The organism is Roseibium sp. (genome assembly GCF_965232425.1).
Classification (GTDB): domain Bacteria; phylum Pseudomonadota; class Alphaproteobacteria; order Rhizobiales; family Stappiaceae; genus Roseibium.
On sequence record NZ_OZ246971.1, the window covers coordinates 1,738,553 to 1,761,979 of the forward strand.

Here is a 23,427-nt window from a genome sequence, read left to right on the forward strand (position 1 = left end):
GGGTCAGCCTCCAAAGCCAATCTTGAGAACTGCGAAAATGCAGCCGAAGCCGATAAAGGCGCAGAAAAAGGTGTTTGCCATCAGCGTGAGGAATTTCAGACCCTCACCGTGGATGTAGTCCTCGATGATCACCTGCATGCCCAGCTTCATGTGATAGACGCCGGAAAGGATCACCAGCAGGAACAGGATCGAGACCAGGGGGTTCTTGAGGGTTTCGATCACGTCGCCGTGGCTCGAACCCTGGATCGAGATCACGAGGATCACGAAGAAACTGATCAGGACAACGTTGGCCACGGCCGTCAGGCGCTGCTTCCAGAAATGGTCGGTTCCTTCCTTGGCAGAGCCCAGTCCGCGAACCTTGTTGAGAGGGGTGCGCATATCGCTCATGACACTCTCCTTAGCGAACCATGTAGCCGATGATCCAGAGGATCAGCGTGAGTGAGACGGAGCCGATGATCGTGGCCTTGGCAAGCCATTCACGGGCCTCCTTGCCGAAGCCGGCCCCCATGTCCCAGATGAAGTGGCGCAGGCCACCAAGCATGTGGTGCACAAGTGCCCAGGTGAAGCCGAACAGGATCAGTCGTCCGATGAAGGAGCCGTAAATGCCGTTCACGAAGTCGAAGTAGGTCGGGCCGGCGGCGGCGGCGATCAGCCACCACGCCAGCAGGATTGTCCCGAAATAGAGCGCCGCACCGGTGATGCGGTGCAGAATGGACATGACCATCGTCAGAATCGGCTTGTAGATCTGAAGATGGGGTGACAGCGGACGGTTGCCCCGCATATCGGCGTTCGACATGGAATTCCTCTCCCGTACGACGCTACCTTACGCTTACGCAAACGTAAGGAAATCAGTGCGTTGTCTAGAAAGGTTCTAGCGCCAAGATGGCGTCGCGTCAAAACATCAAAAAGGAGAATCTGGAAAGTTACTTTGCCCGTTGTGGACTTAAATCGATGAGATCCCGGAAATTACGTTCTGCGGCGCACAAAACTCTGCTCTTCCCAACGGATCAAAATTGCGTAACTCTCCCCTGCGTCATCTTATTTCCGGTGACGCGGGGCCGCTGACCGGCGGTAACAGGAGGCGCATTTCATGAAGAAAGCAATCGCAGAATTTGTTGGAACATTCACCCTCGTGCTGTTCGGGTGCGGCGCAGCCGTCATAGCCGGAATGGGAACCGGCCCGACCGCCATCGATGTCCTGGGAATCGCCTTCGCGTTCGGCCTGTCCATCGTGGCGATGGCCTACGGCATCGGCATGATTTCCGGATGTCATATCAATCCAGCCGTCAGTCTCGGCGTCTACCTGGCCGGCAGGATGCCCGCGAACGAGCTCATCACTTACTGGATCGCGCAGGTGCTCGGTGCCCTGGCAGGCGCAGCGGTTCTTGCGATCATCCTGAGCGGCAAGGCCGACGGGTGGGATGGCGGTCTCGGACAGAACGGCTGGGGCGCAGGCAATTTCGGCGAATACAACATGTTGTCGGCGCTCATATTCGAGGTCGTCGCGACCTTCCTGTTTCTCGTCTGCATTCTCGGCGTCACGCAAAAGGGTGCGCCTGCGCATCTCGCCGGTCTGGCGATCGGTCTAACGCTGGTCGTCATCCACATCGTCGGCATCAACGTCACTGGCGTTTCCGTCAATCCGGCGAGATCTCTCGGACCGGCGATCATCGGCGTTGCCAGCAACCCCGGCGCATTGGGCCAGGTCTGGCTGTTCATTGTCGCGCCGCTGATCGGCGGAGCCGCCGCCGGTCTCCTGTTCAAGTCTGGCATGCTTGCAGCGGAAGAAGAAAGCTAGGATACAGGACGGCGGCCGGAGCTTTTCCGGCTGCCGGATTGCGCTCTTGCACTCAGCCGAACACGGACCAGCCGGTCCGTTTTGCGAAGGTCTCCATGGCTTCCGTGCCGAGCTTGGAATTGCCGTAGCGGTTCAGACCCGGCGACCAGACGGCGATCGAAGCCCGGCCCGGCGAAATCACCAGGATGCCGCCACCGACGCCGCTCTTTCCGGGGAGACCGACGCGAAAGGCGAAGTCGCCGGAGCCGTCATAGTGCCCGCAAGTCATCATCAGGGCATTGATGCGGCGGCGGCGCTGGACGGCGACAAGCGCCGGCACGGTTTCCGCTTCGATCAGGAACCGCCCGGCGAGCGCAAGCTGGCGGCAACTCATCTCGATCGCGCACTGGTGACAGTAGGTGCCGAGCACCTTGTCGACATCGGACCGCATGTTGCCATGCGAGGCCAGATAATGCGCCAGCGAAAAATTGCGGTGCCCGGTCGCCAGCTCGGATTGTGCCACCTTTTCGTTGATGTGAATGCTGTCGTCGTCCGCGGCAGCCCGTATGAAACGGATCAGTTCCCCCAGCGCCTCGCGCGGGTTGGATCCGGCGAGGTAGGTATCGGTCGTGACCAGGGCGCCCGCATTGATGAACGGATTGCGGGGGATCCCGTCTTCCCGCTCCAGAAGCAGGATGGAATCGAAGGACAGCCCGGAGGGCTCGCGCCCGACGCGGTACCAGAGCTGATCGCCGACGCGCCCAAGGGCCAGCGCAAGGGCGAACACCTTGGAAACGGACTGGATGGAAAACGGGACATCGGCGTCACCGGCGGTCATGAGGCGCCCGTCCTCGAGCGCAACGGCGATGCCGAACTGATCCGGGTCGATGCCGGCAAGCTCGGGAATATAGGTCGCCACCTTGCCCTTGTCGGCACTGTTTGCGGCCGCCTCGGCGATTTCCAGCATCAATTCCTGCATCGTCATCCTCCGGCCTGCATGCGCGCGGATCCATTGACCCAGCGGCAGCAGTTCGTCAGATCGCCGCGCCGGATGCAAGTCTCTTGTAGAGATGCAGCATGAAGATGGTCGCGAAAATCGGCGTCACCAGATTGAGGATCGGGACGGCCAGCAGGCAGGCGATGATCAGTCCTGCAAGAAAAACCGTGCCGCCGCGGGCGCGGCGGAATGCCTTCGCCTCTGCAGGCGGCATGTAACGCATGGCCGCGAATTCGAAGAATTCACGCCCCAGCAGGTAGCCGTTGACGGCAAAGAAAGCGACGAGATTGACGCCAGGCACCAACAACAGCAACAGCGCGAACAGGTTGCCGACAATCACCACACCAGTGAACTTGATGGTCTGGACCAGGGACTTGGAAAGCGGCAGGGCGCTGCCGGGACGGTCGGCGGGATAGTCCCGGGCATCGACGATATCGGCGATATCATCCTGAAAGAGGCCGGCAAGCAGTGCCGATATCGGGGCAATCAGAAATCCGAGAACGAAGACCGCACCAATGCCGGTCAGGATCGAGATCGACCATTCCGTCCAGCTGATCCAGGCGCTGCCGTCGCCCCACTCGGTCGCCGCGACGCCCAGAAGATGGCTGACGATTCCCTGCAGGGCCAACCAGATCACGATCAGGATCGCGAGCGTGAACCCCAGCATTTTCCAGAAAATCTTGCGAAACGGCTGCTCGAATACCTGCGACATGGCGCGGGAAGCTGCTTGGAACATGAAACCTTCAAGTCTTTGTGAGCGACAGCACCGACATAGGTGCGGCGACAGAAAGGTGCAAGAGACCAGGAGGCGCGCGAGCCGGACAGCGTTCTAGAACTGCGTGCGCGCTTTGAGTGCCTGGGCCAGCGTTCCCTCGTCGAGATAATCCAGTTCACCGCCAACCGGCACGCCGTGGGCCAGCTTGGTGACGTTGACACCAAGCGGCGCAAGCTGATCCATGATGTAGTGGGCCGTGGTCTGTCCCTCGACCGTCGCACTGATGGCCAGGATGACTTCGTTGAACTTTTCGGAGCCGCAGCGATCAATCAGGGACGCCAGGTTCAGGTCTTCCGGGCCGACACCATCAAGCGGCGACAGGGTGCCGCCGAGAACATGGTAATGCGCCTTGACGGCACCGGCCCGTTCAAGCGCCCACAGATCGGCGACATCCTCGACAACGACGAGAACCGTTTCATCGCGTTTGGGATCGGAGCAGATGGTGCAGGGATCCGATGTGTCAACGGTGCCGCAGACCGAACAGATGCCTATTTCACTGACCGCGACACCCATTGCCTCGGAGAGTGGCACCAGAAGCTGGTCCTTCTTCTTGATGAGATGCAGAGCGGCCCGGCGCGCGGACCGTGGCCCGAGACCGGGCAGCTTCGCGAGAAGCTGGATCAGCCGCTCGATTTCCGGTCCCGCTACGCTCTTTTGTGCCATGTTCTCATCTTCTTTGACGGGCTGGAGGCTCGAAGAGGGTTGCCCCTTCCCCCGGGTCTTCGACCCGGCCTCTCCCGGCGGGAGAGACTATCCTTCTGTTTTCGCCAATTCTAAGTGCGGAATTTTCTCCAATGGGGAGAATAGGCCTGAATGGTCGAATGCGGGGCAGGTACCCAAGTTATTTTGCCCACCCCCGCCACTGCAGCGTGACCCTCAAAACGGCAGTTTCATACCGGCCGGAAGTCCGAGACCGCCCATGAGTTCCTGGGTCTTTTCCTGGATGGCCATTTCCACCTTGGCGCGGGCATCGGTATGCGCGGCCATGATCAGGTCTTCCAGAATCTCGCCTTCGTCCTCTTTCAGAAGCGAAGGGTCGACCTTGAGACCTTTCAGGTCGCTCTTGCCGTTCAGCGTCACCTTCACGAGACCGGCGCCCGCGACACCCTCGACCTCGATATCGATGATCTGTTCCTGCAGCGAGCCCATCTGCTCCTGCATCTCCTTGGCCTGCTTCATCATCTTGAGGAAGTCCATGGGATCTCTCCTTGCAATTTCTCAGGCGCGATGCGCCACGTGTCCATTATCTGGGGTCAGCATTTAGAAGAACAACGGCGTCCGATCAATCGTCTTCATCATCACCGAGGGCCTCGTTGAGCAACGGATCGCTCACCATCGGATCGGCCAGGGCCACCTCGTCTTCCTCGGTGACCTGCACCTTCACGTCGACGACCCTCGCCCCCGGGAACTGGCTGAGCAGGGCGGCGACGGTCGGGTGCGACTTGGCGTCGGAAAGAAGTTGCTGCTGATTGGCTTCCTGTTCTTCGTGAATGGTCGGCCGGCCATGCTCGCGCGACACGACAACGAACCAGCGCTGGCCGGTCCATTCGGTCAGCTTGCGGCCGAACTCACCCGCGATGTCGGCGGGCGCGTCTTCCGTCGGCTGGATTTCGATCTTGCCGGGCTCGAACTTCACCAGGCGCATCTGCCGCTGAATGGCGACCTTCATCGGAATATCGCGCTTTTCCGAGGCAAGGGCGGCGCAATCGTAAAGGTTCTTCAGCGCGGATAGCATTGTTTCCGACATATGCTGCGGCTGCGTTTCAGCCTTGCCGGTGACCGGGGCCTGGTCCGGCAAACCGCCGCTTATCGCCGCAAGCTGCGGCCTGCCGGCCGCCTGCATTGACGGTGCACCTCCGCCGTCACCCGGACCGTGATTTCCGGGCGGCGGCGGCATGCCGACCGCCATTGCCTGGGCGCCGCCGCCGGACGGGCCGGCCCCGTGACCGCCCTGCCCGGCAGAGCCTGACGCCGCGGCCAGCGGGTTCTGGCCGTTTTTCACCTGGGTCAGCAACTCGCCCGGATCAGGAAGATCGATCGCGTAGGCAAGGCGGACCAGCACCATGTCGGCCGCCTGCAGGGGTTTCGACGCGGTCTGAACCTCCTGGACACCCTTCAGCAGGATCTGCCAGGCGCGCGAGAGCAGGCGCACGGAAATCTTCTCGGCGAAGTCCTTGCCGCGCGCGCGTTCGGCTTCCGTGACCGTGGCCTCGTCCGCCGATTTGGGTGCCACCTTCATGCGGGTGACCAGATGGGTGAAATCGGCAAGATCCGTCAGCACGATCGCAGGATCCGCGCCGACATCATATTGGGCCTGAAGTTCTGAAAGTGCGTCTTCGATGTGCCCCGACATCAGGTGCCCGAACAGATCGATGACGCGTGCCCTGTCGGCAAGCCCGAGCATCTGGCGCAGATCGTCCGCTTCGATCGCGCCGGTTTCATGCGCCATGGCCTGATCGAGCAGGGACAGGGAATCGCGCGCGGACCCCTCGCCGGCCCGGGCAATCAGCAAAAGCGCCTCATCTGAAATCCGGATGTTTTCCGCGTCGGCGATCCGGCGCAACAGACCGATCATCTTGGACTGGTCGATCCGTCTCAGATCAAAGCGCTGGCAGCGCGACAGCACCGTGATCGGCACCTTGCGGATCTCGGTCGTCGCAAAGATGAATTTCACATGCTCGGGCGGTTCCTCGAGCGTCTTGAGCAAGCCGTTGAAGGCCGCGTTGGACAGCATGTGTACTTCGTCGATGATGTAGACCTTGTAGCGCGCCGTCGCCGGGCGGTAGCGCGCCGCGTCGATGATCTCGCGTATGTCGTTGATGCCCGTGTGGGAGGCCGCATCCATTTCGATCACGTCGACATGACGGCCTTCCATGATCGCCTTGCAATGGGTGCCTTCGCGTTCGAGCTTGACGGTCGGTTTTTCCGCTTCTCCGGGAATCTCGTAATTCAGGCCACGCGCCAGAATCCTTGCGGTGGTTGTCTTGCCGACACCGCGCACCCCGGTGAGCATCCAGGCCTGGGCAATCCGCCCGGTCTCAAACGCGTTTTCCAGCGTCTGCACCATGGGCTCCTGGCCGACCAGATCCTCAAAATTCTTCGGCCGGTATTTGCGCGCCAGGACACGGTACGCACCGTCCTGGCGGTGATCGCCGGAATCGGAATTGTTGTTCGTCGCCGGTGCGGGCGCACCTTCCTGCGGAAAACCTGACTCGTCCATGAGCGGCACCATACCGTCTTTTTCGAAAATGGGGACGGCAAGATTGCGTTTTTCTGTGAAATGCGGATCGCACATGACGGGACCTGTCAAAGGTGACCCTGGCGCCTGCACAAACAAAAATGCCGCCCGGAGGCGGCCGCCGCAAATCGTGCGGGTTTCATGAGGGTGGGAGGCTGGCACGGCGACCCGTGCCGAGGCTCGTTAGGGCTGCTTCCTTCCGGACCTGACCCGGTTGGCGAGTGGCTCGTCCACCACCAACCTCCCGAGCGCTTTATATCAGATGCCCCCTGGGGTTTGGCAAGGGGCTGCCAGAGGTTTTTTGTTTGCCGGGGAAACGGCCGCGTCAGGGCCGCAAGGTCGCCAGTTTCAGACCGAATCCCATGAACACGAGACCGGTAATGCCTTTCAGCCAGCGCTGGAAGGCCGGGCTCCCGGCAGCTTTCGTGACCCGGGAGAGCAGAAGCACCATCGCCCCGAACCAGATGACGTTGATCAGCGCATGCACGGCAACCAGAGAGAAGGCCGCCGCCACAGCGCCCGCCCCCTCGGGAATGAACTGCGGAAAGGCGGCGAGGTAGAACATGGAGACCTTCGGGTTCAGCGCATTGGTCAGAAACCCCTCGCCGCAAGCCCGGATCATGGTGCGCCGGCGCCGGGCCGGGGCAACGGGGCCGGACGCAAGCACGCGTCCGGTGAGGGCATCGCGGAGCGCTTTCAGGCCGATCCAGACCAAGTAAGCCGCTCCCAGCATCTTAACGACGAAAAACGCCTCTGCCGAATGCACGAGGATCACGGAGATGCCCAGGATCGAGAGCGTTCCATGCAGGAAGAACGCAACGACGAAGCCTGCGATGTTGAAGGCCGCCGCTGCCTTTCCGGATGTCGGCACGGTCTTCGCGATGAGGACACCATTCGGTCCGGGTGACATGACAAGAAGCGCGGCGACAAGTGCAAAACTGAGGATTGTCTCAAGGGGCATGGCGTCGTCCGGAAATGTCGAGGTGGCGGGAATGTTCACGAAAACAGCTTCGCTTCGCGCGCAATCTACCCATATGCTGGACAAATGCAATTTTCGCGGGCTCCTCGACTTCGGGCGTCCGCTGACCGAAGCAACCGGACACCCGACCATGACTTCCTTTGCCCTCAACCCACGCCTTGAAGGTGACAGCCTTTTTGTCGCCGATCTGCCGCTGTCCTCGGTGCGGCTGATGAAGGATGCCAATTATCCCTGGCTGTTGCTCGTGCCACGCAAATCCGACCTCGTCGAGATCATCGATCTCGATGACGGCGACCAGATGCAGCTGATGCGGGAAATTGCGCTGTCCAGCAGTGCGCTCAGAACGGTCACGGAGTGCGAGAAACTGAATGTCGGCGCGCTTGGCAACCAGGTGCCGCAGCTTCATGTGCATGTGATCGCACGGTTCCGCAATGACAGCGCATGGCCCGGTCCCGTCTGGGGCGTCGTTCCGCCGGCAGATTATGAGACCGACCACGCCGACCGGCTGATCGGGGATCTCAGGGACGCGCTCGCCGACGCGCAATAGGCCGCGCTGGACACACCATCCGTGCGGCCCTAAAGTCCGCGCAAATGTTTTCCTTCCCAAAAAATTTTCAGGGACACGACCATGCGACCAGCCGCCGCCAGTCTCCAGGCAATGGAGATGAGCTTTATCGACAACACCCTCGACAGGCAGTCGGAACGGCGCAGTGAAATCAGCTACCTGAAAGGCCTGCTCGACCTTGCCGAGACGCGGGTCGTGCTGTCCACGGACAAGACGCTGGTCTTTCGGAAGGAAGCCGAGAAAGCCATCGGACACGATCTTGAATCGGCACTGAGGCTCGGCGCAAGCGCCGACGAAATGGTGTTCCTGGGACTGCGCCCGGACAGCGGCCAGGCCCTGTTCGCGACGACATTGCCCTGCAGCGACGAGGATCTGGAAGCAAACGAGAACCTGCTCGTTCAGGACCTGCGCAACCTTGCGCTCCAGAACGCCTTTTCGACCGAAGATCTCAGCGTCCTTGCCCAGGCGCGCGCGCTGATCCACTGGCACCGGACCCACCAGCACTGCTCCAGGTGCGGCGCGAAAACCCACATGGCCGAAGGAGGATACCGGCGCGACTGCCCATCCTGCGGCGCCCCCCATTTCCCGCGCACCGATCCTTGCGTGATCATGCTGATCACACACGAAGACCGCGCCCTGCTCGGACGGCCCGCACGTTTGCCGGAAGGCGTCTACACCACGCTGGCGGGCTTCATGGAACCCGGGGAAACAATCGAGGCGGCGGTCAGACGCGAGGTCTTCGAGGAAAGCCGGATCCGGGTCGGCGAGGTCGCCCTGGTTTCCAACCAGCCCTGGCCGTTTCCCGCCAATCTCATGCTTGGCTGCATCGGCACGGCAACGTCCCTCGACATCGAGATCGCCGATGACGAACTGGAGGCGTGCAAATGGTGCGACCGGGCGGAGGTGCGCCAGATGATCGACGGCACCCATCCGGAGGAACACCGGATACCGCCATCCATCTCCATCGCCTACGAGCTGATCGTCGGCTGGCTTGAAGAGCGTCTGTGATGACCTGGTGCGTTTATCTGACCCATCCCGAGGTCGCGATTGACCCGAATGTCCCCGTCCCGCAATGGGGCCTTTCGGAGGTTGGCCGCGCGCGCGCGCAACAGGCGACCGGGCTCCCGTTCGCTTCCGGGATCGGCGCAGTCGTCTCCAGCGGGGAAACGAAAGCAATCGAGACCGCGGCGTATTTCGCCGCAAAACAGGAACTCACACCGCTCGTGCGCGCGGATCTTCACGAGAACGACAGATCGGCGACCGGCTTCCTGCCCCCTGCCGAATTCGAGGCGGTCGCGGACCAATTCTTCGCCGATCCCGCAATTTCCGTGCGAGGCTGGGAACGGGCGGTCGACGCACAGGCACGCATCCTGAACGGCGTGAGGGACGTCATTGCGGGCATCGCGCCGGAGACGCCCGTTCTCTTTGCCGGTCACGGGGCGGCAGGCACACTGCTGATGTGCCACCTGATGGGAACGGCGATATCCAGGTCGCATGACCAGAAGCGCGGCGGCAGCTGGTACCGGTTCGAAAAAGACTGGCTGACGACACAGGCGGCGGGTGATCTAAGCTGGATCGAGGTCTGATGCCGGTCGGACTTCGCCGCACGCCGTGCTAAGCTTGCCGCCGAGATTCAATTGCTGGAGCCTGCCGTGATCCGAGGTCTGACATTTACCCTTGCCGCGCTTCTGATACCGCTCGTTGCCCTTGCCGGCAGTGCAAATGCGGGAAAATACGATGCCCAGTTCCGTCAGTTTCTGAACGAGACCGTCGTCCCCGAAGCAAAACGGGCCGGTGTGTCACAGGCAACACTGGACAGGGAACTGGCAGGGCTGACGCCGGATACGTCGCTGCCGGGCCTTGTCGAACCGGGCGGCAAGGGCGCTCCGCCAAAAATCAATTTCCAGGCCGAATTCCGGTCGCCGCAACGCTACTTCCGGGACAGCCAGTTCAATTCGCTGGTCCCCGGTGGCCGCCGCCTCATGCAGAAACATGCTGCAACGCTTCAGAGAATCGAGGCGAAATACGGTGTTCCCAAGCGGATCATCCTGGCGATCTGGGCGCGCGAATCCGGCTATGGCGGCGCCAAGATCCCGCATGACGCCCTTCGGGTGCTGGCGACGCAGGCCTTCATGGGCCAGCGCGCCGACTTCTTCAAAGGAGAGCTGATCGCCGCGCTGAAAATCCTTCAGAAAGGCGACGTCTCCCGCAGGGCCATGCGCAGCTCCTGGGGCGGGGCCATGGGGCAACCGCAATTCCTGCCGTCTTCCTACCTGAAATATGCCGTCGACTTCGACGGCGACGGCAAACGCAACATCTGGACGTCCCAGGTCGATACGATGGCCTCGATCGCCAATTACCTTGCCGCACATGGTTGGCAGAAAGGCCGCGACTGGGGATATGAGGTCCATCTTCCGGAAACGGTCTCCTGCACCCGCGAGGGCCCGGACAACCGGCAGAAAATATCCCGGTTTGTCGGTGAAGGCGTCAAGCGTGTCAGCGGCAAACCCTTCCCGGACAATGAGATCAACCGTCCAGGCAACATTCTGCTGCCCGCAGGCCGCTACGGTCCGGCTTTCATAGCCACCGAAAATTTCTACGTCCTCAAGGAATACAACGAGAGCGACACCTACGCGCTTTTCGTCGGCCACCTTGCTGACCGTTACGGCAGCAACAAGCCCTTCGTCGCGAGCTGGAAACCGATGAAGGACACGACCCGCGGAGCCGTGCGCAATCTCCAGGTTCGTCTTGAAGGTCTCGGCCATGATGTCGGCGGCGCCGACGGGCTGATCGGCTTCAAGACACGCCGGTCCATCGGCAAGGACCAGGAAAAGAATGGTTTCTTCGCGACTTGCTGGGTTGGATAAAATACCCTTAATAAATCTTTCAGGAAACAAAGCAAAATCTGATCGATGCGCAATGGTTCGGTAATCAGGCTCATGTAATATTAGCCGAAATACTGATACTATTAGCGAAACTGGCTCGTATGGGACCCTTTCGGCACCAGTCTCTTGGATCTGCGTCTCTGGTTTTCACCGGCGCGCTGGTGCTCGCGCTTTCCTTCTTTTCGGTTTCCCTTTGGGAATTCAGCCGCACCGAAGCGGATGACAGGGCCCGAATTGTCCAACTCGCCGAGGCTTTCGTCGGACAGTATGCGGAAGAACATTCCGAAGGCATGCCACTACCGGCGGCATTCAGGCGCATGGGTCTGGAAACCTTTCTCCAGGCCCGGCTCGGCAATACCAGCCATGCACCCGTAACGGTAAGGGTCCCGGGCCGCCCGGGAGCTGAGCTCGGCCTGACGGAACATCTTCCGCATGTCGCCGATGAAATTGATCGCATTGCCGGAACCAGGGACGCAAGCATTCATGAAGAGCTGCGCGTTGAAGACTGGCGCGTGATCGGGCGCTCGATCTTTCCGACATTTGCCCGATCGCAAGTCTGCGTTTCCTGTCACAACCGGGAGCTGGGCACCAACCGTTACGCCGTTGGAGACGTGATGGGTGCCTTCGTCGTGGAATCGGATCTGACAGCCTACGTCGTGCGGGGCCTTGGCTACGCCGGGGTTGCCTTTGGGCTCCTGCTTTTCGGCTACCAACTGCTGGCAACCCGGGAACACCGCCGGACACGAGCGATTGTCGAACTCGAAGGTCAGGTCAAACTGGAGCGGCAGCAAAGAGAAGCGGAAGCCCACTCCAACTTCGTCCTGTCGCACGACTCCCTGACGGGACTGGCCAGGCGCTCCGTTTTCATGGACAGGCTGAAGGAACTGTGTGCCGGGGATCTTGAAACGGCCTTCTTTGTCGCCCTGATCGATCTCGATGAGTTCAAGGCGGTCAACGACACGATGGGCCACGATGCCGGGGATGCGTTGCTGGTCGCGGTTGGAACGAGGCTCAAACAGATTTCCGTCGAAGGCGGCGGGCTGGCCGCCCGGCTGGGCGGCGATGAATTCGCCATGATCATTCCGCTGTCAGCGACATACCCGTCGATGCATGCACTCGGATCGCGACTCGTTGAATTCATCGGTTGCCAGGTAACGCACAACGGCTGCGCGATTCGACCAAGCTCGTCTGTTGGTCTTTGCATCTGTGCGCCAGGACGTCACCATGACATTTCGGGGCTGCTGAAACACACCGATGCAGCGCTCTACGCCGCAAAAAATGGCGGCAAGAACCAGTTCTGCCAATTCAACGAAAGCATCCTTCAGGACCTGAAACGCCGATCGCTCATAACCTCGGCGCTCCCCCAGGCCATCAAGCGTGACGAGCTGAATGTCGTCTTTCAGCCCAAAGTCTGTCTTTCAACCGGAAGACCCGTCGAGTTCGAGACCCTGGCGCGCTGGAACCTGGATTCGAAATCCGTCTGCCCGAGCGAATTTGTCAGGATCGCAGAAGAAACCGGCACCATTCTCGACCTGGATCTCGCGACGCTCATGAACGGTGCGCGCTTCGCCGTCGCGGCATCGTCCCGGACCGGCGCGCCCGTGAGGATCAGTTCGAACATTTCCGCTCTCGGTTTCCGGACACCCAATATTGCTGACAAGATCGTCAGCTGCCTGAACCAGACCAACCTGTCTCCCGCCTGTCTCACGATCGAGGTGACGGAAAGCGTGCTTGTCGAAAATGTTACTTCGGCAAACGAGAGCCTGAGCAGCCTGCGCGCGAACGGCATCCGGGTTGCCCTGGACGATTTCGGAACCGGATATTCGTCTCTGCGCTACCTGCAGCAACTGGTCTTCGACGAAATCAAGATCGACCGCTCTTTCCTGCAGGACATCGCGAAAGACAGTGAAAAACACTTCCTGTTCGTCAAAATCGTGGAAATGGCGAAGGGCCTGAACAAGGACGTGGTCGTCGAAGGGATTGAAAACCAGGCCCAGCTGGACCTCGCGATGTCAACCGGCGCAGATCTCGGCCAGGGATATTTCTTCTCCGAACCGCTGGACGAGAACGCGGCGCTTGCCTATGCCCTGCGTCTTGCGGGCAAGCGCACAGGGTCGCGTGCGGGCTGAGTGCCCGCTGATTTCCCAAAGCAAGCCCGATGCTCTAGATCAGGCGTTCACAACGCCTTCCGGTGCCGTTTCCAGGCGGAACGCGGCGGCCATGAGCGCGCGGGTGTAGTCGGTCTCCGGTGCATCGAATATCTGCTCGGACGGCCCGGCCTCCACGACCTTGCCCTGCCGCATCACGATCACCTCGTTCGCAAGCGCCCGCACGACCTTGAGATCATGGGAGATGAACAGGTACGCGAGGCCATGCGCCTTTTGCAGATCGCGCAGCAGATCGACCACCTGGGCCTGCACGCTCATGTCGAGTGCGGAGGTCGGTTCGTCGAGCATGACGAACTTGGGTTCCAGAACCATTGCGCGCGCAATCGAGATCCGCTGCCGCTGACCGCCCGAAAATTCGTGCGGGTAGCGATGCCGCATACCAGCCTCCAGCCCGACTTCGACCAGGGCCTGGGCAACTTTCCGGTCCCTGTCCTCATAGGACATTTCCGGGAAATGAACCTGCAGTCCCTCGCCGACGATATCGGCGACAGACATGCGCGGCGACAAGGCGCCGAAGGGATCCTGGAAGACGATCTGCATATCCCGGCGCAGAGGCTTCATCTGCTTCCACGAGTTCTGCTGTATCTCGTTGCCGTCGAATGAAATCCGTCCGGTCGACGAGATCATACGCAGGATCGCCAGACCGAGGGTCGTCTTGCCGGACCCGCTCTCGCCGACGATCCCCAGTGTCTGTCCCTGCCTGACCTCGATATCGATGCCGTCGACGGCCTTGATGTGATCGACGGTCTTGCGCAGCAGGCCACGCTTGACCGGGAACCAGACTTTCAGATCCTCCGCCTGCACCACGACCGGCTTGGACTTGTCCGTCTCGGGCGGTTCTCCCTTCGGCTCGGCGGCCAGAAGATGCTTGGTGTAGTCGTGCTGCGGATTGTCGAAGATATCCGCGACCGGGCCCTGTTCCACGATCTTGCCATCCGTCATCACGCAGACGCGGTCCGCGAATTTGCGCACGATGCCGAGATCGTGGGTGATGAACAGCATGGCCATGCCCTGCCGACGCTGCAGTTTCTTCAGGAGCTCCAGGATCTGTGCCTGCACGGTCACGTCGAGCGCGGTCGTCGGTTCATCGGCAATCAGCAGGTCGGGTTCGTTGGCGAGCGCCATGGCGATCATGACACGCTGACGCTGTCCGCCCGACAACTGGTGCGGATAGGATTTCAGCCTGGTCTCCGCCTCGCGGATGCCGACCTGGTCGAGCAACTCCAGCACCCGCTTGCGCGCCTGCGCTTCGCCCATGCCCCGGTGGATACGCAACACTTCCGAAATCTGCTTTTCGACCGTGTGCAACGGATTGAGCGAGGTCATCGGTTCCTGGAAGATCATTGACACCGCATTGCCGCGAATCTTGCGCAACTCGTTGTCGCTCGCCTTCAGAAGGTCCTGACCGTTCATCAGGATCTCGCCGGATGGGTGGGACGCCGCCGGATAGGGCAGCAGCTTCAGGATCGAAAGCGCGGACACGGACTTGCCGGAGCCGCTTTCACCGACCAGCGCGATCGTCTCGCCCTTGTCGATGTCGAAGGAAATCCTGTCGACGGCGAGCGACTGGCCGTTGCCCTGGGCAAAGGCGACCGAGAGGTCCTTGACTGAGATGAGCGTGCGGCTAGCCATTGGCACCTCCCTGCGCCAGGCTCTTGCGCGGGTCGAAGGCGTCGCGCACGGCTTCGCCGATAAAGATCAACAGGCTCAGCATGATCGACAGAACGAAGAAACCGGTAAGGCCGAGCCAGGGCGCATTGAGGTTGTTCTTTCCCTGGCGCAGAAGCTCGCCGAGTGACGGTGATCCGGGCGGCAGACCCAGCCCGAGAAAATCCAGCGCCGTGAGCGTCGAGATGGATCCGTTCAGGATGAACGGCATGAACGTGAGGGTCGCGACCATGGCGTTGGGAAGCAGGTGCCGCCACATGATCACCGGATTGGAGACCCCGAGCGCCCGCGCGGCGGAGATATATTCAAAGTTCCGCCCCCTCAGGAACTCCGCGCGGACCACGCCGACGAGAGCAATCCAGGAAAAGGCGAGCAGGATCGAGAATAGCACCCAGAAGCCGGGTGTGAGCACCGATGAAATGATCAGGATGAGATAGAGGGTCGGCATCGCAGACCAGATCTCGGTGAAGCGCTGGAAGCCCAGATCGACCCATCCGCCGTAATAACCTTGCGTCGCCCCCGCCGCGATGCCGATGACCGACGAGGCAAGCGTCAGTGCAAGTCCGAACAGGACGGACAGTCTGAAGCCGTAAAACAACCTGCCGACGACGTCCCTGCCCTGATCGTCCGTCCCGAGCCAGTTCCAATTCCCAAGGGTGCAGTTCGGGTCCTCGTCTCCCAACGGGTACTGAACGCAGCGCTCCGCCTTGGGAATCATCCAGGTTGGCGGAGACGGGGCAGCAACCGGTATCTCGTTGTTGACCGTGTTGTAGGAGTAGCGCACCGGCGGCCAGATCATCCAGCCGTTGGCGTTGATTTCCTCCTGGATAAACGGATCGCGGAAGTCCGTGGTCGCCAGAAATCCGCCGAACTTCTCTTCCGGATACTCGGTGAAGACCGGCGTCAGGAACTCGCCCTTGTACATGGCCACGATCGGCCGGTCGTTGACCAGAAACTCGGAAAACAGGGTCATGAAGAACAGGACGAGAAAGATCCACAAGGACCAGTACCCGCGCCGGTTCGCCTTGAAATTCTCGAGCCTGCGCCGGTTGATCGGCGAAAGGCCCCGCTTGACAGGCGGCGGTGCCGTTTCTTCCGGCAGCGGGTTCAGGACATCGTATCCTGCCCCCTCGAGATCCTTGTTAAGGCGTGTATCCATGGATCACACCTCCCGGCTTTCAAAGTCGATCCGGGGATCGATCCAGGTGTAGGTCAGGTCCGAGATCAGGTTCACGATGAGACCCATCAGGGCAAAGATGTAAAGGGTTGCGAAGACGACGGCATAGTCCCTGTTGATCACCGATTCGAAGCTGAGAAGCCCCAGTCCGTCGAGCGAGAAGATCTGCTCGATCAGGAGTGACCCGGCGAAGAAGGCCGAGATGAAGGCACCCGGGAACCCGGCCACCACGATCAGCATCGCGTTCCGGAAAACGTGGCCGTAGAGAACCTGGCTTTCCCCAAGCCCCTTCGCCCGCGCGGTGATGACATACTGTTTTCGAATTTCATCGAGGAACGAGTTTTTGGTCAGCAGCGTCAGGGTCGCGAAAGCCGAGAGAGACAGGGCGATCAGCGGCAGGACCAGGTGCCAGAAGTAATCGATGATCTTTGCGTACCAGGACAGCTCCGCCCAGTTGTCCGAGGTCAGCCCGCGCAAGGGGAAGAAATCCCAGAACGACCCGCCGGCGAACAGGACAATGAGAAGCACCGCAAACAGGAACCCGGGGATCGCGTAGGCGATGATGATGATCCCGGATGTCCAGATGTCGAAGCGGCTGCCGTCCTTGACCGCCTTGCGGATGCCGAGCGGGATCGAGATCATGTAGGAAATCAGGGTCATCCAGAGCCCGAGCGAGATGGAGACCGGCAGTTTTTCCTTGATGAGATCGATGATGCGGATGTCCCGGAAATAGCTCTCGCCAAAATCGAACCGGGCGTAGTTCCAGAGCATCGTCAGGAATCTTTCGAGCGGCGGCTTGTCGAAACCGAACTGCGCTTCCAGTTCCTTGATGAATTCCGGGTCGAGGCCCTGGGCACCGCGATACTTGGACGTGACCGCATCGCCCGCAGTCCCGCTCCCTCCCGAGGCCTCGTTGCCGGTCGCTGAAAAGTCGCTGCCCCCGCCGCTGATCCTGGCGGTCGCCGACACATCCGTTCCCTGGAGCTGCGCAATCACCCGTTCCACCGGCCCGCCGGGCGCGAACTGGATGATGATGAAGTTGATGGCCATGATCCCGACGAGGGTCGGTATCATCAATAGGACACGGCGTAGGATATAGGCGCCCATGGGGTTATTTCGTTCCCTTTTTCCTTGGACTTATGAAGCGCACTGACACTGCCACATTCAGGTTTTACCCGGCTTTGCCGATCTTTTCCGCTTTTTCCTGGTCTATCCACCAGAGATCTTCCACCGGAAAGAAATAGCGTGGCGTGACGTCCGGGTGTCCGAACATGTCCCATACCGCAACGTTATGCACAGGTTTGAACCATTGCGGCACCCAGTAGTGGCCGGATCTGAGGACCCGGTCGAGCGCGCGCGCCGCCACGACCATCTCCTCGCGCGTGTCGGCTTCCAGGGCCTTGTCGATCAGAGCATCGACAACGGGGTCGGAAATACCGGCGATGTTGTAGGTTCCCGGTGTTGCCGCGGCCTTGGACCCCCAGGACGTGCGGATCGCCTCGGAAAGCGTTGCGTTCAGGGAATAGCGCCGCGAGCAAATGTCGAAATCATAGTCGTTCAGTCGCGACTGATATTGCGCCGGGTCCACAAGCCGGAACGTGGCGTTCACCCCGAGACGTTCCAGGTTCTTGATGAACGGATTGATGATGCGCTCGAAAGCGGGCGAATTGTTCAGGAACTCGATCGTCAACTGCTGTCCGTCCGGACCGACCAGGCTGGTGCCCTGACGTTCGTAGCCGGCTTCCTTGAGGAGGTCGTTGGCCTGCCTGAGCAGTTTCCGGTCAAATCCGGACCCGTCGCTGACAGGCTGAATATATGCGGTTTCAAAGACGCTCTCGGGGAGCTTGTCGCGGTAGGGCTCCAACAGCGCCAGTTCGTCCGGCGCGGGCAGTCCTTCCGCCTTCATGTCCGAGTTCTCGAAAAAGGACTCGGTCCGCTGATAAAGATCGTAGAACAGGTTCTTGTTCGACCACTCAAAATCAAACGCGTAGCTGAGCGCGCGGCGGACACGCGGGTCCTTGAACTTCTCCCGGCGCGTGTTGATGAACCAGCCCTGCGCACCGGAGGGGCGTCCGTCCGGAAACTCCTTCTTGACCACGCGCTTTTCGACAACGGCCGGGAAAGTGTACTCCGTCGCCCAGAATTTGGACCGGAACTCCTCGCGATAGGTCATTTCGCCTTTCTTGAAGGCCTCGAACGACACCTGCAGATCGCGGTAGAAATCAACGCGGATCACGTCGAAGTTCTTCTGTCCCTTCAGGACTGCCAGATCATTTCCCCAATAGTTCTCGACCCGGTGGTATTCGACATAGCGCCCGACCGCGTGTTTGCCGACCTTGTAGGGGCCCGACGACAAAGGCGATGTCAGCGTGCTCTGCTTGAAATCATAGGCGGTGTAGTAGCGCTTGGAAAAAATCGGCAGACCGGCAACGAGCAACGGCAGTTGCCGCGACTGATTGCCGGAAAAATGCAGCGCAACCCGGTATTCGTCCAGGATCTCGGCATCCAGCAATTCCTGGATGTTCTGGCTGATCTGCGGATGCCCGTCTCCCTTGAGCAGCATCAGCGAAAAGGCGACGTCCTCGGCCGTCAGTTTCGAACCGTCGTGGAAACGCGCTTCCGGCCGCAGGTTGAACGTGTAGGTGTTGCCGTCTTCGGAGACCTCCACCGTCTCGGCAAGAAGGCCGTACATGGCGTCAGGTTCGTCGTAGGCCCGCACCATCAGCGTGTCGAAGCACAGTTCCATGCGCGGCGGTGCATCACCCTTCAAGATGAAGGAATTGAACGTGTTGTAGGTCAGGGTGTTCTGATTGTAGTACCAGTAGGGAGCCTGGAAGATGAAGGTTCCGCCCTTTGGCGCGTCGGGGTTCGCGTATTCGAAATGCGTGAAATCGGGACCGTATTTGAGATCGCCGAACACCGACAAACCATGCTGGGGCTTGCCTGCGGACGTTCCGGCGGCCCAGCCGGACGTGGTCCCGATGGGCAAGGATCCGGCGAGCGCCGCAGCACCCGACAGCTTGAGCAATTGCCTCCGGGTCGGGGTCGAGACAGCGCTCATTTCGCCACCCCCGTCTTTTCAGCCTTCGCTTCGTCATACCACCAGATCGTCGGGAAGCCATGCGTGAACTCCGGAATGTTGTCCGGGTGTCCGAAACGGTCCCACCGCGCGGTCCTGTAGGTGTCGATATACCACTGCGGGATGACGTAATTGCCGTGCATCAGGACCCGGTCGAGCGCCCGGGTCGCGGCCACCAGCGTTTCCCGGTCCTTGGCGAAGATCACCTTCTCGATGAGCGCGTCGATGCCCGGATCCTTGATCCCCGCGTAATTGTAGGACTGCTGCTTGTCGGCGGCTTCCGACCCCCAGAAATCCCGCTGCTCGTTGCCCGGAGACAGGGACTGGGCCATTCCGAGTGTCGTCATGTCGAAATCGCGGCTGCGGATCCGATTGATGTATTGCGGCGTGTCCAGTACCCGGTAGGACATGTCGATCCCGAGGCGCTTCAGGTTCGCCGCGAAGGGCAGCACGTACCGTTCGGAGTTGGGATCGTTGGACACGAACTCGATGGTGAAAGGTTCGCCGGTCTGGCTGCTGACAAGCTTCCCGTTTTTCAGCTCGTAGCCGGCTTCCTTCAGGAGATTGAAGGCCTCGCGCAGATTGCCGCGCATCGTCTGCGGATCGCCGCCGACGGGGTTTTCGTAAGCTTCGGTGAAGACATCGGCCGGCAACAGGTCGCGGACGCTTTCCAGAATTTCCAGTTCCTTGCCTTCCGGAAGACCGGAATGGGCAAGTTCGGTTCCGGCAAAGTAGGAATCGATGCGCTTGTACTGATCGAAGAACGCGGTCCGGTTGGTCGATTCAAAATCGAAGGCATAGTTCATGGCACGGCGAACGCGTTCGTCCTGGAACTTTTCGCGCCGCAGATTCGGAACGAAGGCCTGCATCAGCCCGCTGCCCTTGTCCGGGAAGGTTTCCAGCAGAATTCTGCCCTGATCGACTGCCGGTGTCCGGTAGCCCGTCGACCAGTTTTTCGCCACGTTTTCAGACCGCCAGTCGAACTGGTCGCCCTTGAAGGCTTCGAGCTGGACGGTGCTGTCCAGATAGGAATCGTAGCGTATCTCGCCGAAATTGTTCGTGCCGACCCGGATCGGAAGGTCTTCGCCCCAATAATCGTCGACCCGCTCGTAAACAACCTGGCGGTTCGGTTCAAAGCTCTTGATCGCGTAAGGCCCCGACCCCAGCGGCGGCTCCAGGGTGCTGGCGCCGATATCCCTCGTTTCACCCTTGTCATTGGTGCCGGTCCACCAGTGCTTCGGCATCACGAGCACCTGTCCGACAATGTGCGGCAATTCGCGGTTGTTCGCCGTATCGAATTCGAACCTGACCACGCCTCCGGGCAGTTCCTCTGCCGATGTCACATTCTGGTAGTAGAACCGCTGGCGCGGATTGAGTTCGGTCGCCTTCTCGAACGACCAGATGACATCTTCCGGCGTGATCGGCTTGCCGTCATGCCACCTGGCGGCCGGGTTGAGCCGGTATTCGACCCAGGAATAATCTTCCGGGTAGCGCATCGCCTCGGCAATGACCCCGTATTGGGCGCTGATGTCGGCTTCGTCGAGCGCCTGTTCCATCAGGCTGTCGTAGATGAGATTGATGCCCGGCGCGACGTTGCCCTTGGGCAGGATCGGATTGAATGTGTCGAAACCGCCGCTCGTCGACAAGCGCAGCAGACCGCCTTTCGGAGCGTCCGGATTGACATAGTCGAAATGGGCGGCGTCCGCGCTGTAACCGGGTGTTCCGGTCAATGCCGTTGCGTGTTGCCATTCAGGCTCGGCCGTATTGGCCAGTCCGGCCGGCACCGCCGCGAAAGAAACTACACTGAAAAACCCGACCGCCGCGGCCGCGTTGTTAAATAGACGCCGTGAAAACACTATCGGTTTCTCCGTCCCGTTTCCGTTCCTCAGACCCAGATTTATAGGGTTACTTGTGAAACAGTGTAGGGATCAGCCGAACAAACGTCACCTGCTGGATGCCATTATGACAGAAATTTAACCAGCTTGGGGAACGCCGCCCTCGGGAACATTCGACGTTGAAGGCTTCGACCTGGCCTTCTGCGCATACATGCGCGCGTCGGCGACGCGCAGGAGGTCGCTGATGGTGGCGGCATCCATCGGGTAGCCTGCGCTGCCAATGCTCGCCCTTATGTCGATTTGCGCACCGGAGAACTGGAACGCGGCATTCACCCGCTCCGACAGGCGGGCAACGAAGGTTTCCTTTTCCGCCTGCCGCATGTTGCCGGGGGTGAGCACGATGAATTCATCGCCGCCCACGCGCGCCACCGTGTCATATTCGCGCGTCTGGTTCTGCAGGCGCCGTCCGATCTCGATCAGGAGCTGGTCGCCGACGGAGTGCCCGTAGTGATCGTTGACCGGTTTGAAAGCGTCCAGGTCCACGTAGAAGATCTCGAAGCCCACGCCGGACCTGTCGCACATGGCCACCAGCTGGTTCATGCGCTCTTCCAGAAGGCGCCTGTTGGCGAGCCCGGTCAGCGGATCGTGCAATGCAATCGATCTCGCCCGGTAGATTTCGCTGATGAGCAGGAACGCCATGACGCTGAAAACCAGGGCCAGGACGCTGCCGACAAACTGCGTGATCCACACTTCCCTGCCGGTGCTCCGCCAGCCTTCGACAGGGTAGCCCAGAAGCTGCCACTCGACATTGCCGGGCAAGAGCAGCGGTGCGCCGACCGGCTCCACGCCGGCGGGGATCGCGTCGCCGAACAGCCGTTCCGGTGCGCCGCCGTCTTCCGGTTTCGACATCACCGAGATCCGGATGCCTTCGGGAACGGACAGGGCGCCGGCGGACGCCAGCAGCTTCACCTCGTCCAGGACCAGCGTGGCAACGCCCCAGTATGTGCGCTCGGCAAGCGGCTGGCTGGTGTAGCGTGCCGGATAAACGGGGATGCGGACCAGTAGCGCGCGTCCACCCTGAACAAGATCGACCGGACCCGATACAACGATTTCCCTGGAACGCATTGCCTGTTCGACCGCCGGCCACTGGGCCGCATTCGAGCGGTAGTCAAGTCCAACGGCACCTTCATTCGGTGCAAGCGGATAAACGGCCTGCAGAATGTTTCCAGGCGCGATGCCGATCGAGCGGATGCCGGGGTTTGCGTTGATCAGTTCCGTGGCGATATTTCGGAAGGTGTCCGGTTCGAATGCGCGGCCCTCGAACTCGGCGAGATAGTCCCGAAGGCCGAGGCCGTGGGCCACGGCGCGCCCGATCTCGAGCTCAAGGCGTGCTCGAACGCCGTTCACCTCGCTCAGAACATCGCTCTTGTGATGGTAGACAAGCTCACTGCGCACGATCAGTCCGACGTAGCCCGTCAGTGCGATTCCCACCAGGAAACAAAACGCGGCCGCAATGGAAGCCACCCAGGTCCCACTTGGCTTTAGAACATGTTTTAGTTTCGCGCGTCTGCCCATGTGGACCCTGCCAGACGTCAACCCAACGCCGTCCTACAACGGACCCCACCTTCGTTAATTTTTCATTTAGCAACAAAAAAGCCGGACTACACACCCGGCTTTTTTAACAACAATGCTCTGTTTCGGATCGCTGCGTTCACTCCGCGGGTAACGGTTTCGGAGCACCGGACTGTTCGCGCATATACGCGATCATGTTGGCGCGCTCCTCCGGCCGGCGCAGACCGGCGAAGCCCATGGAGGTCCCGTCGATGTACTTCTTGGGACCGGCAAGGAAATTGTCGAGCGACTCGTATGTCCATTCCGGATTGGCTTCGCCGTAGGTCGTCATCGCGGAAGAATAACGGAAGCCATCGTGTCCGCCCGGCTTGCGGCCGACGATGTCCCAGAGGGCCGGACCGGACTTGTTTTCACCACCTTCGTTGAAGGTGTGGCAGGCCGCACACTTCTTCGCGACGTTGGCGCCGTCGGAAGCGGACGCAGCGAGAAGGCGCTCGGAAATTGGCACGACATCAGGCTCCGCCTGCACAGTCGAGGTTGCATCCGGGGACGATTCCACCACGATTTCGTATCCCGGCTTCCCGGGGATCGTCGGATGGAAAATGACGTCGGAAACAATTCCAACACCCATCGTCAGAATCAGAACCATCAGAACCGCACCGGCGGCCTTGTTCAGTGTGAAGGAATCCATTCTCTCCGGCTCCAAGCTCAT

At 60.6% G+C, this 23,427-nt stretch carries 21 protein-coding genes and 1 other RNA gene; 6 read left to right on the plus strand and 16 right to left on the minus strand.

The window, feature by feature from the left end:
* Positions 1-3 precede the first annotated feature (3 nt).
* Positions 4-387 carry a succinate dehydrogenase, hydrophobic membrane anchor protein gene (sdhD, locus tag ACO08A_RS07860; RefSeq protein ID WP_421981005.1) on the minus strand — a complete coding sequence of 128 codons (384 nt, stop codon included), beginning with the start codon at positions 385-387 and terminating at the stop codon, positions 4-6.
* 10 nt (positions 388-397) lie between these two features.
* On the minus strand, positions 398-796 hold the full coding sequence (gene sdhC / locus ACO08A_RS07865; RefSeq protein ID WP_319385369.1) for a succinate dehydrogenase, cytochrome b556 subunit: 399 nt from the start codon (positions 794-796) through the stop codon (positions 398-400).
* A gap of 294 nt (positions 797-1,090) precedes the next feature.
* Between sdhC and ACO08A_RS07870 the strand changes: the two genes are divergently transcribed.
* Positions 1,091-1,798 (plus strand): MIP family channel protein, encoded by a 708-nt coding sequence (locus ACO08A_RS07870; protein WP_422040589.1) that lies wholly within the window; start codon positions 1,091-1,093, stop codon positions 1,796-1,798.
* Positions 1,799-1,850: 52 nt separating this feature from the next.
* Here ACO08A_RS07870 and ACO08A_RS07875 read toward each other — a convergent pair whose 3' ends face one another.
* The 7 genes from ACO08A_RS07875 to ACO08A_RS07905 all read right to left on the minus strand — a co-directional run bounded on the left by ACO08A_RS07875 (position 1,851) and on the right by ACO08A_RS07905 (position 7,748).
* Entirely contained in the window at positions 1,851-2,756 is a 906-nt protein-coding gene (locus ACO08A_RS07875) for a glutaminase (protein WP_422040590.1), read from the minus strand.
* A 55-nt stretch (positions 2,757-2,811) separates the two neighbouring features.
* Positions 2,812-3,510 carry a sulfate transporter family protein gene (locus ACO08A_RS07880; protein WP_422040591.1) on the minus strand — a complete coding sequence of 233 codons (699 nt, stop codon included), beginning with the start codon at positions 3,508-3,510 and terminating at the stop codon, positions 2,812-2,814.
* Between the two features lie 93 nt (positions 3,511-3,603).
* Positions 3,604-4,212: a recombination mediator RecR gene (recR, locus tag ACO08A_RS07885; RefSeq protein ID WP_422040592.1), complete on the minus strand. Its 609-nt coding sequence runs from the start codon at positions 4,210-4,212 to the stop codon at positions 3,604-3,606.
* Between the two features lie 213 nt (positions 4,213-4,425).
* Positions 4,426-4,746, minus strand: a complete 321-nt coding sequence (locus ACO08A_RS07890; protein WP_306142536.1) for a YbaB/EbfC family nucleoid-associated protein — start codon at positions 4,744-4,746, stop codon at positions 4,426-4,428.
* Positions 4,747-4,831: 85 nt separating this feature from the next.
* Positions 4,832-6,769, minus strand: a complete 1,938-nt coding sequence (locus tag ACO08A_RS07895) for a DNA polymerase III subunit gamma/tau (RefSeq protein WP_422040593.1) — start codon at positions 6,767-6,769, stop codon at positions 4,832-4,834.
* Between the two features lie 165 nt (positions 6,770-6,934).
* Positions 6,935-7,032: signal recognition particle sRNA small type (ffs, locus tag ACO08A_RS07900), an RNA gene on the minus strand.
* 80 nt (positions 7,033-7,112) lie between these two features.
* Positions 7,113-7,748: a LysE family translocator gene (locus ACO08A_RS07905; RefSeq protein WP_422040594.1), complete on the minus strand. Its 636-nt coding sequence runs from the start codon at positions 7,746-7,748 to the stop codon at positions 7,113-7,115.
* Between the two features lie 31 nt (positions 7,749-7,779).
* On the opposite strand from ACO08A_RS07905, the gene ACO08A_RS07910 reads away from it, so the two are divergent.
* The 5 genes from ACO08A_RS07910 to ACO08A_RS07930 all read left to right on the plus strand — a co-directional run bounded on the left by ACO08A_RS07910 (position 7,780) and on the right by ACO08A_RS07930 (position 13,345).
* Complete coding sequence (locus ACO08A_RS07910; RefSeq protein ID WP_422040595.1) at positions 7,780-8,313, plus strand: HIT domain-containing protein; 534 nt, start codon at positions 7,780-7,782, stop codon at positions 8,311-8,313.
* 81 nt (positions 8,314-8,394) lie between these two features.
* Positions 8,395-9,339, plus strand: coding sequence for an NAD(+) diphosphatase (gene nudC, locus ACO08A_RS07915; protein ID WP_422040596.1), 945 nt, complete (start codon positions 8,395-8,397; stop codon positions 9,337-9,339).
* Positions 9,339-9,917: a histidine phosphatase family protein gene (locus ACO08A_RS07920; protein ID WP_422040597.1), complete on the plus strand. Its 579-nt coding sequence runs from the start codon at positions 9,339-9,341 to the stop codon at positions 9,915-9,917. The genes nudC and ACO08A_RS07920 overlap by 1 nt, the downstream gene beginning before the upstream one ends.
* A 66-nt stretch (positions 9,918-9,983) precedes the next feature.
* Positions 9,984-11,198 (plus strand): lytic murein transglycosylase, encoded by a 1,215-nt coding sequence (locus tag ACO08A_RS07925; RefSeq protein WP_422040598.1) that lies wholly within the window; start codon positions 9,984-9,986, stop codon positions 11,196-11,198.
* A gap of 119 nt (positions 11,199-11,317) precedes the next feature.
* The gene (locus tag ACO08A_RS07930) at positions 11,318-13,345 is read left to right on the plus strand and encodes a putative bifunctional diguanylate cyclase/phosphodiesterase (RefSeq protein ID WP_422040599.1); all 2,028 of its coding nucleotides are present in this window, start codon (positions 11,318-11,320) and stop codon (positions 13,343-13,345) included.
* 39 nt (positions 13,346-13,384) lie between these two features.
* Here the strand turns inward: ACO08A_RS07930 and ACO08A_RS07935 are convergent, their stop codons facing one another.
* The 7 genes from ACO08A_RS07935 to ACO08A_RS07965 all read right to left on the minus strand — a co-directional run bounded on the left by ACO08A_RS07935 (position 13,385) and on the right by ACO08A_RS07965 (position 23,406).
* Complete coding sequence (locus ACO08A_RS07935; protein ID WP_422040600.1) at positions 13,385-15,016, minus strand: ABC transporter ATP-binding protein; 1,632 nt, start codon at positions 15,014-15,016, stop codon at positions 13,385-13,387.
* The gene (locus ACO08A_RS07940) at positions 15,009-16,211 is read right to left on the minus strand and encodes an ABC transporter permease (RefSeq protein ID WP_422040601.1); all 1,203 of its coding nucleotides are present in this window, start codon (positions 16,209-16,211) and stop codon (positions 15,009-15,011) included. The genes ACO08A_RS07935 and ACO08A_RS07940 overlap by 8 nt, the downstream gene beginning before the upstream one ends.
* 3 nt (positions 16,212-16,214) lie before the next feature.
* Positions 16,215-17,336, minus strand: coding sequence for a microcin C ABC transporter permease YejB (locus tag ACO08A_RS07945; RefSeq protein ID WP_421980991.1), 1,122 nt, complete (start codon positions 17,334-17,336; stop codon positions 16,215-16,217).
* Between the two features lie 64 nt (positions 17,337-17,400).
* Complete coding sequence (locus ACO08A_RS07950; RefSeq protein ID WP_422040602.1) at positions 17,401-19,290, minus strand: extracellular solute-binding protein; 1,890 nt, start codon at positions 19,288-19,290, stop codon at positions 17,401-17,403.
* Complete coding sequence (locus ACO08A_RS07955; RefSeq protein ID WP_422041726.1) at positions 19,287-21,167, minus strand: extracellular solute-binding protein; 1,881 nt, start codon at positions 21,165-21,167, stop codon at positions 19,287-19,289. The genes ACO08A_RS07950 and ACO08A_RS07955 overlap by 4 nt, the downstream gene beginning before the upstream one ends.
* Positions 21,168-21,281: 114 nt before the next feature.
* Positions 21,282-22,667, minus strand: coding sequence for a diguanylate cyclase domain-containing protein (locus tag ACO08A_RS07960; RefSeq protein WP_422040603.1), 1,386 nt, complete (start codon positions 22,665-22,667; stop codon positions 21,282-21,284).
* Positions 22,668-22,854: 187 nt separating this feature from the next.
* Positions 22,855-23,406: a c-type cytochrome gene (locus ACO08A_RS07965; RefSeq protein ID WP_422040604.1), complete on the minus strand. Its 552-nt coding sequence runs from the start codon at positions 23,404-23,406 to the stop codon at positions 22,855-22,857.
* Between the last annotated feature and the right edge of the window lie 21 nt (positions 23,407-23,427).